Source organism: Actinacidiphila rubida, assembly GCF_900110255.1.
Classification (GTDB): domain Bacteria; phylum Actinomycetota; class Actinomycetes; order Streptomycetales; family Streptomycetaceae; genus Actinacidiphila; species Actinacidiphila rubida.
Genome location: NZ_FODD01000035.1, coordinates 12,724 through 26,532 on the forward strand (window position 1 = coordinate 12,724; position 13,809 = coordinate 26,532).

A 13,809-nucleotide genomic window follows, 5' to 3' on the forward strand; every position below is an offset into this window, starting at 1 on the left:
CCGTTGGATTCGGTCAGGGCTGAATCGATTCCGGGCGGCCGGGCGCGGGCGGCAGCATGGCGGACGCGGGCACCTTGCCGCGTCCGGGCCCCGGCCCGGCACGGGGGACGGCGGGGCGCCCGCGCGCATGCTGCCCGCACTTCCCGGACGACGAAAGCGGTCCCGCCGATGCCCGAGCCCCAGCCCTCCGCCACGCCCTCCGCCGCGTCCGCCGCCACGGTGGAAAAGGCCCGCCTGCTGCGGAAGTTGAGCGGCGAGGGTGTGCTCGTCCTGCCGAACGCGTGGGACGCCGGCAGTGCCGCGGTGATCGCGTCGGCGGGCGCGGCCGCGATCGCCACGACCAGCGGCGGCGTCTCGTGGTCGGCCGGCCGCGGCGACGGCCAGCAGCTGACGCGGGACCAGATGGCCGAGGCCGCGCGCCGGGTGGTGGACGCCGTGCCGGTGCCGGTGACGGTCGACGCCGAGGGCGGTTACGGGCCGGCGCCCGAGGACGTCGCCGCGACCGTGCGTGCCCTGGTGGCGGCAGGTGCCGCGGGGGTGAACCTGGAGGACTCGCGGGCGCCCGGCGGACCGCTGTTCGGCGTCGCCGAACACGCCGCCCGGCTGGGTGCGGCCCGTACCGCGGCAGCCGCCGCGGGCCTGCCCGACCTGGTGGTCAACGCCCGCACCGACGTCTTCCTCTTCGGCATCGGCGCCCCCGAGGGCCGCCTGGACGCGGTGCTCGCGCGCGCCGAGGCATACGCGGCGGCCGGCGCCGACGGCCTGTTCGTCCCGGGCCTGCTGGACCTGGAGGTTCTGCGCGAGTTGTGCGCGGCGTCGCCGCTGCCGGTCAACGCGATGGCCGGCGCCGGCGGCCCGACGGTGGCCGAGCTCGCCGCTGCCGGTGTGCGCCGCGTCAGCGTCGGCACCGCTCTGGCCCAGGCCGCCTACACCGCAGCCCACCGCGCGGCCGCGGAGATCCTCGGCGAGGGCACGTTCGCCTCGCTGGCCGGCGCGCTCGACTTCGGCACCGTCGACTCCCTGCTCTCCCGGCGATCCTGACGCCGTCACCGGAGGCCGAACGAGCGCCCGTTCCAGGGGACTTGCGGGAACTCCGCGCCACCGGCGGGGAACGGCACCCGGGGCGTCCGGGAGCCTCAGAGCGCGCGCGCTCCGGGCTGCGCCGCCCCCCCCAGCCGCGCCTGCGCCGCGCTTCGGCCGGCTTCGGCCACGCCTGCGCCGCGCTTCGGGAGCGGCTCAGCCCTGGCCTGCCACGCTCAGGCTCACCACGGCCAGGGCGATGCCGAGGGCCACGAGGAGGATGCCACCGACGGGCAGGAGCAGGGCGTTCCGCAGCCCGGGTGTCCTGCCGCGCGGACCGGCATGGGTGCCCGCGTGGCCGTGACGGTCGGCCCGCGGTTCGCCGGACGGCCGCGGCGCCGCCTCGCGCAGCCGCTCCCCGGCCGCAGGGGACACCGCGACGGGCGCCGGGGCCGCGCGGACCGCGGCGGCGACGGCATCGTCCGGCCGGCTGCCGTCGGCGAGCCGTCCGACCGCGAGCCGTACGCCGTGGGCGTCGGTGAGAAGGAACCGGTCGGTGCCCCGGCCCCTGCCCCGCAGTTCGATCCGCCGCACCCGCACCAGCCGCTGGAGGTCGACGGTCCTGCGGCCCGAGACCGTACGGCCCGACAGCAGCCCGTCACCGGTCAGTTCCACCTGCCAGGCCCGGACGGCGGCGTAGAGCGCGGCCACCCCGAGGAGGGGCGAGACCATCGCGAGCAGGATCACGCCGTCGCCGACGACCCCCTCCCGCACCAGAAGGCCCGGCACCAGCACCGCGCAGGGCACGACGAGCACGGACACGAGCCGGGCCAGCCGCTGGCCCGCACCGCCCTGCCCGGCGAAGGCCGCCCGGCGCTCCCCACCCGCATCCGCCGCATCGGTCGTCATGGACCGACCGTATCCGAACGGGGTACGGCGGTCAGGACGTCCGCAGGGCCGGCAGGTCCGCCTCGGGGACGCCGGCGATGCGCAGGGCCGCGTCAGCGGCGGCCGCGGTGAAGTCGGGTGACGAGCGGTTGGCGAGGATGAGCCCCTCGATCAGGGCGAACAGCAGGTCGGCCCGCAACGCGAGCGCGTCGGCGGCCAGTCCGGCGCAGGGTGCGGTCGCGGCGAGCAACCGGGCATAGGCGTCCTTGAGTTCCGCGCGGGCGCGGTGGAAGCCGGCGAAGCGCGGCGCCGCCACCTCGGGCAGCAGGTAGAGCGCGCCGAGGTTGTGCGGGCCGGAGCACAGGAGTTCGGCGTCGGAGCGGCACAGCTCCCACAGCCGCGCCCCGGCCGGCCGGCCCTCGTCGGCGGCCAGCGAGCGGGCCAGCCGCAGGGACGGGGTGACGGTGCCCTCCAGAAGGTCGGCGAGCAGGTCCTCCTTGCCGCCGACGTAGTGGTACATCGACGCCTGCCGCATCCCGGCGCGTTCGGCCAGCGCCCGGGTGGTGGTGGCGGTGTAGCCGCGGGTGGTGAACAGCTCGGCGGCCGCCGCGAGGAGTTCCTCGCGCGGGCTGAGCCCGCTCTCCGGCCGTCCCTGGGCCCGCGGCCGGCCCACGCGCCTGCTGGTGCTCACCGAAAGATCGTCGCACAGGCCGGCCGCCGCGCCGCCTCCGCCCGGTGCCGGGCGCACCGCGAGCGCCACGGACACCTCGGCGCGTCCCGGGCCCGCCCGCGGCCGGGCCCGGCGCGGTGAGGACCCGGTAACCGCCGCGCAACGCCCGGGCAATCGGGCCGAATCCGCCTCCGCCTAATTTCTGTCGAGCGACAGAAATGACGCCGCTGAGACGGAGGTGCAGCCCGTGGCGACAGGGACGGCGAGCGGGTCCACGACGGGGAGCGGAGCGGGGCCCGGAGCCGGGTCCGCGACGGGGTCCGCGACCGGGACCGGGCCCCGATCCGGGGCGAAGGCGAGGGCGAAGGCGGCGGTGGATACCGGGACCGCGCACGGCGCTCGCGACCACGCCCGCGCGCAGCAGGGCGCACGCGCCGACGCGATGCCGGTGGTGCCCGCGCCGGACGGGCTGGTGTGGGCGGAGACGGTGGCGGGCGGCGGCTACACCCACCGCGTGCTGGCCCGCGGGACAAAGCTGCGGCTCACGGACCCGACGGGGGACGCCTGCGCGCACGTCCTGCTGTTCGCCGCCGGCCGCCCCTGGGAGCGGCTGAACGCCGCGGACACCGTCAAGGTCCAGTGGAACGCGTATCTGGGGGCCGGACGGCTGCTGCTCTCGGACCAGGGCCGGGTGCTCGCGTCGGTCACCGCGGACACCGGCGGCCGCCACGACGCGCTGTGCGGCACCTCCACGGCCGTGCGCAACACCGCCCGCTACGGGGACGGTTCCGCGCACGGACCGTCGCCCGCCGGACGGGAGCTGTTCGTGCTGGCCGCCGCCAAGAACGGTTTGGAGCCGCGGGACCTGCCGCCGTCGGTCTCCTTCTTCCAGGGAGTGCGCGTCGAGCCGGACGGGACCCTGGAGTTCATCGGCTCCGCGGGACGCGGCTCCGCGGTCACGCTGCGCGCCGAGCAGCCGCTGACGGTGCTGCTGGCCAATGTGCCGCACCCGCTGGACCCGCGGCCCGGATACGTGTGCGGGCCGCTGGAGGTCAGCGCCGCGCCAGGGGCGCCCACCGCGCCGGGCGACCCGCTGTGGGACGCCACCCCGGAGGGCCGCCGGGCCTTCCTCAACACCGCCGAGTTCCTGGCCTGCGGGGGGATCGCATGACCGTGACGACCGTGGCCGCCCGCGCACCGTGGTCGGCGGTGGTGCCGGCCGGCGCCCTGCTGACCGTCACCGACCTGCACGGCAACCAGGCCGTCGACTTCCTGGTGTACGACGCGCACGACACGGCGGTGCGCTACAGCGCGCCGGACACCCTCCAGGCGCAGGGCGGGATCTTCCTCACCACCGGCAGCGTCCTGATGTCGAACGCGCACACGCCGCTGATGACGGTGACCGCGGACACCTGCGGGCGTCACGACACCATCGGCGGCGCCTGCTCCAAGGAGTCCAACACCCTGCGCTACGGCCACCACACGTGGTCCCAGCACGCCTGCGTCGACAACTTCCTCGCGGAGGGCGCCCGCCACGGCCTGGGGAAGCGCGACCTGGTGGGCAACGTCAACTGGTTCATGAACGTCCCGGTCGAGGAGGACGGCACCCTCGGCATCGTCGACGGCATCTCCGCGCCCGGCCTGCGCGTCGCCCTGCGGGCCGAGACCGACGTCCTGGTGCTGGTCTCCAACTGCCCGCAGATCAACAACCCCTGCAACGGCTTCGACCCGACACCGATCGCCGTGGGGATCACGGCGGCGGGCGGTACGCACACCGGCCGGGGCGGCGGCACCGACGCCGGCACGTCCGGACGCGAAGGGAGCGCCGGCGCATGACCTTCGACACGCTGCTCGTCGCCAACCGCGGCGAGATCGCCGCGCGCGTCATGCGCACCGCGGCCCGTATGGGCCTGCGCACGGTCGCGGTCCACTCCGACCCGGACCGCGGCGCCCCGCACGTCCGGCTCGCCGACGCGGCCGTGCGGATCGGCCCCGCGCCCGCGCGCGACAGCTACCTGGACGCGGAGGCGATCGTGGCGGCGGCCCGCGCGACGGGCGCGGGCGCGGTGCATCCGGGGTACGGGTTCCTGTCCGAGGACGCGGGGTTCGCCCGCCGTTGCGAGGCGGCCGGCCTGGTCTTCGTCGGACCGACGCCGCGGCAGCTGGAGGTCTTCGGCGCCAAGCACACCGCCCGGGCCGCCGCCGAGGCGGCCGGCGTGCCGCTGCTGCCCGGCACCGGGCTGCTGCCGGACGCGGCCGCGGCGCTCGACGCGGCGGCGGAACTCGGCTATCCGGTCATGCTCAAGGCGACCGGCGGCGGGGGCGGCATCGGGATGCGCGCCTGCCACTCCCCCGCCGAACTGGCCGCCGCCTGGGAGTCGGTGGCGCGGGTGGCCGCGGCCGGGTTCTCGTCGGCCGGGATGTTCCTGGAGCGCCTGGTGGAGCGGGCCCGCCATGTGGAGGTGCAGGTCTTCGGCGACGGCGGCGGGCGGGTCCTGACGCTCGGCGACCGCGACTGCACGCTGCAGCGCCGGAACCAGAAGGTGGTCGAGGAGGCACCGGCACCTGGCCTGCCGGACCGGGTGCGCGCCCGACTCGCCGACAGCGCGGCCGCCTTGTGCGCCTCGGTGGACTACCGCTCGGCCGGCACCGTGGAGTTCGTGTACGACGCCGGGCGCCGGGAGGCGTACTTCCTGGAGGTCAACACCCGCCTGCAGGTGGAGCATCCGGTGACGGAGGAGACCCACGGGATCGACCTGGTGGAGTGGATGCTGCGGCTGGCCCGCGGCGACGACCCGACGGCCGGACGCGAGGCCGCACCCGTCGCCCGGTCAGCGGCGCGGGCCACGGCCGGATCCGCCGCCGGATCCGCTACGGCCGCGGACACCCCGGACACCACCATCTCCATGTCGACAAAGCCCCAAGGCCACGCGGTGGAGGCCCGGATCTACGCCGAGGACCCCACCCGGGGGCACCTCCCGAGCGCGGGCCTGCTGACCCGCGTCGTGTTCCCGCCCGGCGTACGCGTGGACACCTGGGTCGAGACCGGCACCGAGGTCACCACCGCCTACGACCCGCTGCTCGCCAAGGTCGTCGCGCACGGCGCCGACCGCGTGCAGGCACTGGAGCGCCTCGCCGCCGCGCTGGCCGCCACCCGGATCGACGGCGTCGAGACCAATCTCGGCCTGCTGCGCGCCGCGCTCGCCCACCCCGACCTGCGGGCGGCCGGGCACACCACGGCCACCCTGGACGGCGTCGCCGACCCCACCCGGCGGATCGAGGTGGTCAGGCCCGGCACGCTCACCACCGTCCAGGACTGGCCGGGCCGCACCGGGCTGTGGCACGTCGGGGTCCCGCCGTGCGGGCCGATGGACGACCTGTCCTTCCGGCTCGGCAACCGGGCGCTGGGCAACGACGAGGGCGCCCCCGGGCTCGAATGCACGCTGCAGGGACCCCGGTTGAGGTTCAGCCACGCCACCACGGTGTGCGTGACCGGCGCCCCGGCGACGATCACCGTGGACGGGACGCCCGTCGCGCAGTGGGAGCCGGTCACCGTGCCGGCCGGCGCCGAACTCGACGTGGGCGCCCCCGGGGAGGCGGGCCTGCGCACCTACGTCCTGGTGGCCGGCGGCGTCGACGTGCCCGAATTCCTCGGCAGCGCGGCCACGTTCACCCTCGGCGGCTTCGGCGGGCACGGCGGCCGGGCGCTGCGCCCGGGCGACGTCCTGCACGGCGGGACGACCACCGCGGACGGTACCCCCGTGCCGCCCGGGCAGCGGCCCGCGTTCGGCACCGACTGGCGGATCGCCGCGCTCGAAGGACCGCACGCGGCACCGGAGTTCTTCACCGAGCAGGACGTCAGGGACTTCTACGACGCCCGCTGGAGCGTGCACTTCAACTCGGCGCGGACCGGCGTGCGGCTGGTCGGTCCGAAGCCGCGGTGGGCGCGGGCCGACGGCGGCGAGGCGGGCCTGCACCCGTCGAACATCCACGACACGCCGTACGCGATCGGCGCGGTGGACTACACGGGCGACATGCCGGTGCTGCTCGGCCCGGACGGCCCCTCGCTCGGCGGCTTCGTGTGCCCGGCGACGGTGGTGACCGGCCAGCGCTGGAAGCTCGGCCAGCTCCGCCCGGGCGACACCGTGCGGTTCGTACCGGTGGACGAGGACGCGGCGGCGGTCCTGCGGCGCTCGCCCGCCACGGCCCCCGCGCCGTCCCGGCCCGCCGTCGGCGACGGCGGCGTCCTCGGCCGCACCGGGCCCGTGGCGGACCGTCCGGCGGTGACGTACCGGCGCAGCGGGGACGACAACCTGCTGGTGGAGTACGGGCCGATGCAACTGGACCTGGCACTGCGGATGCGCGTGCACGCGCTCGCCGAGCACCTGGCCGCGCTGGACCTGCCCGGGGTCGTCGACCTCACACCCGGCATCCGCTCGCTCCAGGTGCACACCGACCCGGACGTGCTGCCGGGCGGCAAGCTGCTCGACGCGGTCCGCGAGGCCGAGGAGCTCCTGCCGCCCACGGGCGAGCTGGTGGTGCCCAGCCGCAGCGTCCGGCTGCCGCTGTCCTGGGACGACCCGGCCACCCGCGAGGCCGTGGCCCGCTACATGGCCGGGGTCCGCGACGACGCCCCGTGGTGCCCCTGGAACATCGAGTTCATCCGCCGGATCAACGGCCTGGACAGCGTGGACGACGTGTACCGCACGGTGTTCGACGCCGAGTACCTGGTGCTGGGCCTGGGCGACGTGTACCTCGGCGCGCCGGTCGCGACCCCGCTGGACCCGCGGCACCGGCTGGTCACCACCAAGTACAACCCGGCCCGCACCTGGACCGCGGAGAACTCCGTCGGCATCGGCGGCGCGTACCTGTGCGTCTACGGCATGGAGGGCCCGGGCGGCTACCAGTTCGTCGGCCGCACCGTGCAGGTGTGGCACAGCCGGCGCGAACGGCCCTGGCTGCTGCGGTTCTTCGACCGCATCAGCTGGTACCCCGTGGGTGCCGAGGAACTGCTCGACCTGCGGGCCGACATGGCGGCCGGCCGGTACGAACCGGAGGTCGAGGACGGCGTGTTCGCCCTCGCCGACCACGAGCGGTTCCTCACCGCGCACGCCTCCTCCATCGCGGACTTCCGCTCGCGCCAGGCCGCGGCGTTCGCCGCGGAGCGGGACGCGTGGGAGGCCGCGGGCGAGTTCACCCGCACCGAGGCCGTCCCGGTCGCGCCCGCGGCCGCCGCGGTGGAGGTCCCGGCCGGCGGCTGCGCGGTCGAGGCGGACCTGCCCGCCGCGGTCTGGCAGGTGGCGGTGCGTCCCGGCGACACGGTCGAGGCCGGTCAGCAGCTGCTCAGCCTGGAGGCGATGAAGATGGAGTCGCCCGTCATGTCCCCGTCCGCCGGCCGTGTCGCGTCCGTGCTGGTCGCGCCCGGCGACCAGGTCGCACCCGGCACGCCGCTGCTGACCCTGGCCCCGCTCGACTGAGAGGCCCCGTCCATGAGTTCCGCCGTCGCCCGCGTGCGGGCCGCGTACGACCGCATCGCCGCCGTGCGGCGCCCCGAGCTGTGGATCGGGCTGCGGCCGCAGGAGGACGCCGAAGCCGAGGCCCGCGGGATCGACGCCCGGCGCGCCGCCGGGGACGCCCTGCCGCTGGCCGGCACCGTGCTCGCGGTGAAGGGCAACATCGACGTCGCCGGACTGCCCACGACCGCCGGCTGCCCCTCGTTCGGGCGGCTCCCGGAACGCGACGCGCCCGCGGTGGCGGCGCTGCGGGCGGCCGGGGCGACGGTCCTGGGCACCACGAACATGGACCAGTTCGCGACCGGCCTGGTCGGCACCCGCAGCCCCTACGGGGCGGTGCACAGCGCCACGGACGCCGACCGGGTGGCGGGCGGGTCCAGCTCCGGGTCGGCGGTGGCCGTCGCGCTCGGCATCGCCGACCTGGCGCTGGGCACCGACACCGCGGGCTCGGGGCGGGTCCCCGCGGCGTTCAACGGCGTGGTCGGCGTCAAACCGACCCGGGGCCTGGTGCCGACCGAGGGCGTGGTCCCGGCGTGCGCGAGCCTCGACTGCGTCAGCGTCTTCGCCCGCACCCTGCCCGAGGCGCGCCGGGCGGTGGCGCTGCTGGCCGGGCCCGCCGCTCCCGCGCGACGGCCGGGGCCGTGGCGCGTCGCGGTCGCCTCCGCCGCCGCGCTCGGCGAGCTTGCGCCCGGCTGGCAGGAGGCGTACGAGGCGGCGTGCGCGCGGCTGGCCGCGGCCGGCGCGCGGCTGCGCACCCTCGACCTGACGCCGTTCACCGAGGCCGCCGCACTGCTCTACGAGGGCGCGTTCGTCGCCGAACGCTACGCCGCCGTCGGGGCGTTCGTGGAGAGCGGCGCGGCCGACCTGGACCCGACGGTCGCCGGGATCGTCACCGCCGCCCGCGACGTGCCCGCGTACCGCTTGTTCGCCGACCGGCAGCGCCTGGCGGCCCTGCACGCGCGCGCGATGACCGAACTCGGCGACGCCGACGCCCTCCTGCTGCCCACCGCGCCCGAGCACCCGACCCTGGCGCAGGTCGCCGCCGACCCGGTCGGCGTGAACGCGCGGCTCGGCCGGTTCACCAACTCCACGAACCTGCTCGACCTGTGCGCGGTCGCGGTGCCGGCGGGCGAGGTCGGCGGCCTGCCGTTCGGCGTGATGCTGCTCGGGCGGGCCCACTGCGACGAGCGGGTCGCGGACGTCGCCGCGCTGCTGGAGCCGCCGCACAGGGTCGCCGTGGTCGGCGCGCACCTGTCCGGGCAGCCCCTCAACCACCAACTGGTGGCCCTGGGTGCCCGGTTGGCGGCCACGACGGCCACCGCGCCCGCCTACCGGCTGTACGCGCTGGCCACCGAGCCGCCCAAGCCCGGCCTGGTCAGGGCGGCGGGCGGCGCGCGGGTGGAGGCCGAGGTGTGGGAGCTGCCCGCGTCGGCCCTGGGCGCCCTCACTGCCGCGGTCCCGCCGCCGATGGCGCTGGGCGGCGTCGAACTCGCCGACGGCACCTGGCTACCGGGCTTCCTCTGCACGCCCGGGGCCCTGGACGGCGCCCGCGACATCACCGCGCACGGCGGCTGGCGCGCCTACCTCGCGTCCGCCGGGCGGTGACACCGCCCGGCACGCGGCACCGCAATGGTCCAACCCGAACCCGGCGCCCAGCACCCCGAACCCGGCGCCCGGGACGGACCGGGCAGGCCCTCATCCGGCCGCGGACCGTGTCCCGTCGGGGCCGAGCCGCGACGGCCGTCAGCGGCCGTCAGCGGCCGTCAACAGGCCGCGTCCAAGCGGCCGGCGCACCCGCTCGGGCGCGGCCGACCGCTGACGGCACACGTGCCGGGGAGACGGACGCACTCAACCGGCCCAGCCGCTTCGCCGGCTCAGCCGACCGAGGAGTACGCCACCACGCCGCGCAGCAGGCCGTCCACGGCCTTGCGTGCGTTGCGCCGCACCGGACTGCCCTCGGGTGCCGCGTTGCCGATCTGTCCCAGGACGTCGATCAGCTGCTTGCACCAGCGCACGAAGTCGCCCGCGGGCATGTCGGCGTCCGACAGCACCGCGTCCAGGGAGTGGCCCGACGCCCAGCGGTAAGCGGCCCAGGCGAAGCCCAGGTCCGGCTCGCGCTGGCCGACGCCCTCGGTCTGGTTGATCCGGTGGTCCTCCTCCAGGGCGTCCAGGCGGCCCCAGATGCGCACCATCTCGCCGAGCGCCGCACGGGCGTTGCCGGACGGCAGCTTGGGCGCGACCGCGTCGTCGGCCTGCCGCGACTCGTAGACCAGCGCGGAGGCGCAGCCCGCGAGTTCCGCCGGGCCCAGCTCGTCCCACACGCCGTCGCGCAGGCATTCGCTGGCCAGCAGGTCCAACTCGCCGTAGAGGCGGGCGAGCCGGCGGCCCTCCGGGGTGACCACGTCGCCTTCCAGGTAGCCGAGTTCGGCCAGCACCGCGCACACCCGGTCGAAGGTGCGGGCGATGGTGTTGGTGCGGCCCTCGATCCGGCGTTCCAGCCCCTGGGTGTCGCGGCGCAGCCGGTGGTACCGCTCGGACCAGCGGGCGTGGTCCTCGCGGTCGTCGCAGCCGTGGCAGGGATGGGCGCGGATCTCGCTGCGCAGCCGGGCGATCTCGGTGTCGTCGGCGGCCGCGGAGCGCTGCTTGCGGTGCCGGGCCGGCGCCGCCCAGCCGGCGGTGCCGGCCTTGGAGCGCATCGCGGACGCCAGGTCCCGCCGGGACTGCGGGCTGCGCGGGTTGAAGGACTTGGGGATCCGCATCCGGTCGAGGGCCTCGACCGGCACCGGGAAGTCGATCTGGGCGAGCCGCTTGACCTGGCGTTCGGCGGTGAGCACCAGCGGGCGCGGCCCGTCGTGGTACTCGCCGCCCCGCGGGTGGTGGCCGCCGGTGGCCCGGCCCGGGATACCCGGCTCCAGCACCAGCGCGAGGCCCGCGTACTTGCCGGCCGGGACGTGGATGATGTCGCCCGGCTTCAGCTTCTCCAGCGCGTCGGAGGCCGCCGCGCGCTGCTGCACCGCGCCCCGCCGGGCGAGGTCGTTCTCGCGTTCCTTGAGGTCCCGGCGCAGCCGCATGTACGCCTCGAAGTCGCCCAGGTGGCAGGTCATCGCCTCCTGGTAGCCGCGCAGCCCCTCCTCGTTGCGCTGCACCTGCTTGGAGATGCCGACGACCGAGCGGTCGGCCTGGAACTGCGCGAAGGACGTCTCCAGCAGCTCGCGGGAGCGGTGCCGCCCGAACTGCCCGACGAGGTTGACCGCCATGTTGTACGACGGTTTGAACGACGACCGCAGCGGATACGTGCGGGTGCCGGCCAGGCCGGCGACGGCCGCGGGGTCGAAGGCCCGCTGCCACAGCACGACGGCGTGGCCCTCGATGTCGATGCCGCGGCGGCCCGCGCGCCCGGTCAGCTGGGTGTACTCGCCGGGGGTGATGTCGGCGTGGGTCTCGCCGTTCCACTTGACGAGCTTCTCCAGCACCACCGACCGGGCGGGCATGTTGATGCCCAGCGCCAGCGTCTCGGTCGCGAACACCGCCTTGACCAGGCCCTTGGTGAACAGTTCCTCGACGATCTCCTTGAACGTCGGGAGCATGCCGGCGTGGTGGGCGGCGATGCCGCGCTCCAGGCCCTCCAGGAACTCGAAGTAGCCCAGGACGTGCAGGTCCTCGTCGGGGATCGCGCGGGTGCGCTCCTCGACCAGGGCGCGGACCCGGGCGCGGGCGTCGTCGTCGTTCAGCCGCAGGCCGGCGTACAGGCACTGCTGGACGGCGGCCTCGCAGCCGGCCCGGCTGAAGATGAAGGTGATGGCGGGCAGCAGGCCCTCGGAGTCGAGGCGGTCGATGACCTCGGCGCGGCTGGGCGTCCAGACCCGGCTGCGGGCGCGGCGGTCACGCTCCCGGTCGGCCTCCCGGCCGCGGCGGCCGCGCGGCCCCAACGGCCGCTGGTTCTCCATGCGGGCGAGCCGTTCCAGGTCGGCGTTGACCTCGCGGCGGCCCTGGGCACCACCGGCCCCGGCCTTCTCCTCGAACAGGTCGTACATCCGGCGTCCGGCCAGGACGTGCTGCCACAGCGGGACGGGCCGGTGCTCGGAGACGATCACCCTGGTGTCGCCGCGGACGGTGTCGAGCCAGTCGCCGAACTCCTCGGCGTTGGAGACCGTCGCGGAGAGCGACACCAGCGTCACGGACTGCGGGAGGTGGATGATCACTTCCTCCCACACCGCCCCGCGGAACCGGTCGGACAGGTAGTGCACCTCGTCCATGACCACGTAGCCCAGGCCGTTGAGCGCGGGAGAGCCCGCGTACAGCATGTTGCGGAGCACCTCGGTGGTCATGACGATCACCGGTGCGTCCCCGTTGACGCTGTTGTCACCGGTGAGCAGGCCGACCTTGTCGGCCCCGTAGCGCTTGGCGAGGTCGTTGTACTTCTGGTTCGACAGCGCCTTGATGGGTGTGGTGTAGAAGCACTTGCGGCCCCGGGCCAGGGCCATGTGGACGGCGAACTCCCCCACGATGGTCTTGCCGGAACCGGTGGGCGCGGCGACGAGGACGCCGCTGCCGCCCTCCAGTGCTTGGCACGCTTCCACCTGGAACGGGTCGAGCTCGAACTCGTACAGCTCGCGGAACCGGGCGAGCGCGGTGGCGTTCTCTGCGGCGCGGCGGCGACTGGCCGCGAAACGCTCGGCAGGCGACATCTCTTCGGTCATCTCGTCCACGAGCCTACCGGGCGGCACCGACAGGGCGCGTGATCTTATCTGCTCAGCTCAGCAGACGGACGGCCCGCGGGACTGTCTCGGCGACCAGCGGCAGCGGTCCGACCCGCTCCCCGTCGGCGTAGCCGGTGATCCCCTCGGCGCTCAGCCGCACCCGCGCGGCGCGGTGCACGGTGACCACCGGGTGGCTGGGGTGGGTGCCGCGGTAGACGCGCGGGAAGACCGTCAGCAGGGTCGTGCGGCTGCAGGGCCCGACCACGCACACGTCGAAGAGCCCGTCGTCCATGAGGGCGTCCGCGCAGATCCGCATGCCGCCGCCGTACGAGGAGCCGTTGCCGACCGCGATGAGGGTGGCGTCGATCTCCCGTTCGGGCGCGTCGTCGAACTGGACCCGGTAGCGGATCGGGCGCAGCGCGGCGAGTTCGGCGAGCATCGCCAGGTCGTACTTGGCGCGGCCGGTCGGCCACTTCAGGCGGTTGCCGCGGTCGTTGACCCGGGAGTCGAAGCCGGAGGCCAGCACCGTGCCGAACCAGCGGTCGCCGATCCGGCCCAGGTCCAGCTCGCGGGTGCGTCCGGCGGCCAGTGCCCCGACTATCGCGGCGCCGGCCGCGGCCGGCGCCCGCACGGGCAGGCCGTTGACGCGGGCGAAGTCGTTGCCGGTGCCGGCGGCGACCACGCCGAGCGGTGTGCCGGTCCCGGCGACGGCCTGGAGTGCCAGCGACACCATGCCGTCGCCGCCGACGGCCACCAGGGCGCCGGTGCCGCCGTCCACGGCCTTCCTGGCCCGGTCCAGGGCGTCGGCGGCGTCCTCGCCGACGACGGTCCGCACGTGGTGGCCCGCGGCGCGCAGGGCGGCGGCGGCCGGTCCGGCGGCCCGGGCGCCCCGGCCGCGGCCCGCGCCGGGATTGACGAAGAGGGTGATCTCGCTGGTCACGGGCGGACACTATCCCGGAACGGGCCCGCCGAGGAATCCTCGACGGGCCCGTTCACCTGGTCATCGGCGGGGTGCGGC

General features: G+C 75.9%; 9 protein-coding genes. 5 read left to right on the top strand and 4 right to left on the bottom strand.

Annotation, left to right across the window (positions count from 1 at the left end; all coding sequences use genetic code 11):
• The first annotated feature begins 168 nt into the window (after window positions 1-168).
• The gene (locus BMW99_RS29165; protein ID WP_075017862.1) at window positions 169-1,041 is read left to right on the top strand and encodes an isocitrate lyase/PEP mutase family protein; all 873 of its coding nucleotides are present in this window, start codon (window positions 169-171) and stop codon (window positions 1,039-1,041) included.
• 195 nt (window positions 1,042-1,236) lie between these two features.
• Here BMW99_RS29165 and BMW99_RS29170 read toward each other — a convergent pair whose 3' ends face one another.
• Together BMW99_RS29170 and BMW99_RS29175 are read right to left on the bottom strand one after the other, a co-directional pair.
• Window positions 1,237-1,929 carry a hypothetical protein gene (locus tag BMW99_RS29170; protein ID WP_069466231.1) on the bottom strand — a complete coding sequence of 231 codons (693 nt, stop codon included), beginning with the start codon at window positions 1,927-1,929 and terminating at the stop codon, window positions 1,237-1,239.
• Window positions 1,930-1,960: 31 nt separating this feature from the next.
• Window positions 1,961-2,599, bottom strand: coding sequence for a TetR/AcrR family transcriptional regulator (locus BMW99_RS29175; protein WP_069466239.1), 639 nt, complete (start codon window positions 2,597-2,599; stop codon window positions 1,961-1,963).
• A gap of 352 nt (window positions 2,600-2,951) precedes the next feature.
• On the opposite strand from BMW99_RS29175, the gene BMW99_RS29180 reads away from it, so the two are divergent.
• The 4 genes from BMW99_RS29180 to atzF are packed head-to-tail and all read left to right on the top strand — an operon-like array spanning window position 2,952 to window position 9,696.
• A complete protein-coding gene (locus BMW99_RS29180; protein WP_069466230.1) occupies window positions 2,952-3,749 on the top strand; it encodes an urea amidolyase associated protein UAAP1 in 798 nt (265 codons plus the stop codon).
• Entirely contained in the window at window positions 3,746-4,414 is a 669-nt protein-coding gene (locus tag BMW99_RS29185; protein WP_079138868.1) for an urea amidolyase associated protein UAAP2, read from the top strand. The genes BMW99_RS29180 and BMW99_RS29185 overlap by 4 nt, the downstream gene beginning before the upstream one ends.
• Window positions 4,411-8,055, top strand: coding sequence for a 5-oxoprolinase/urea amidolyase family protein (locus tag BMW99_RS29190; protein ID WP_075017863.1), 3,645 nt, complete (start codon window positions 4,411-4,413; stop codon window positions 8,053-8,055). The genes BMW99_RS29185 and BMW99_RS29190 overlap by 4 nt, the downstream gene beginning before the upstream one ends.
• A 12-nt stretch (window positions 8,056-8,067) precedes the next feature.
• On the top strand, window positions 8,068-9,696 hold the full coding sequence (atzF, locus tag BMW99_RS29195) for an allophanate hydrolase (RefSeq protein ID WP_069464568.1): 1,629 nt from the start codon (window positions 8,068-8,070) through the stop codon (window positions 9,694-9,696).
• 269 nt (window positions 9,697-9,965) lie between these two features.
• Here the strand turns inward: atzF and BMW99_RS29200 are convergent, their stop codons facing one another.
• Both BMW99_RS29200 and BMW99_RS29205 read right to left on the bottom strand, forming a co-directional pair.
• On the bottom strand, window positions 9,966-12,791 hold the full coding sequence (locus BMW99_RS29200) for a DEAD/DEAH box helicase (protein ID WP_069464569.1): 2,826 nt from the start codon (window positions 12,789-12,791) through the stop codon (window positions 9,966-9,968).
• Between the two features lie 52 nt (window positions 12,792-12,843).
• Window positions 12,844-13,731 carry a diacylglycerol kinase gene (locus BMW99_RS29205; RefSeq protein WP_075017864.1) on the bottom strand — a complete coding sequence of 296 codons (888 nt, stop codon included), beginning with the start codon at window positions 13,729-13,731 and terminating at the stop codon, window positions 12,844-12,846.
• Window positions 13,732-13,809: the final 78 nt, after the last annotated feature.

Coding starts and splice junctions, on each gene's coding strand:
- BMW99_RS29170 (WP_069466231.1), bottom strand. CDS start 1,929: ATGACGACCGATGCGGCGGATGCGGGTGGGGAGCGCCGGGCGGCCTTC.
- BMW99_RS29185 (WP_079138868.1), top strand. CDS start 3,746: ATGACCGTGACGACCGTGGCCGCCCGCGCACCGTGGTCGGCGGTGGTG.
- atzF (WP_069464568.1), top strand. CDS start 8,068: ATGAGTTCCGCCGTCGCCCGCGTGCGGGCCGCGTACGACCGCATCGCC.
- BMW99_RS29200 (WP_069464569.1), bottom strand. CDS start 12,791: ATGACCGAAGAGATGTCGCCTGCCGAGCGTTTCGCGGCCAGTCGCCGC.
- BMW99_RS29165 (WP_075017862.1), top strand. CDS start 169: ATGCCCGAGCCCCAGCCCTCCGCCACGCCCTCCGCCGCGTCCGCCGCC.
- BMW99_RS29190 (WP_075017863.1), top strand. CDS start 4,411: ATGACCTTCGACACGCTGCTCGTCGCCAACCGCGGCGAGATCGCCGCG.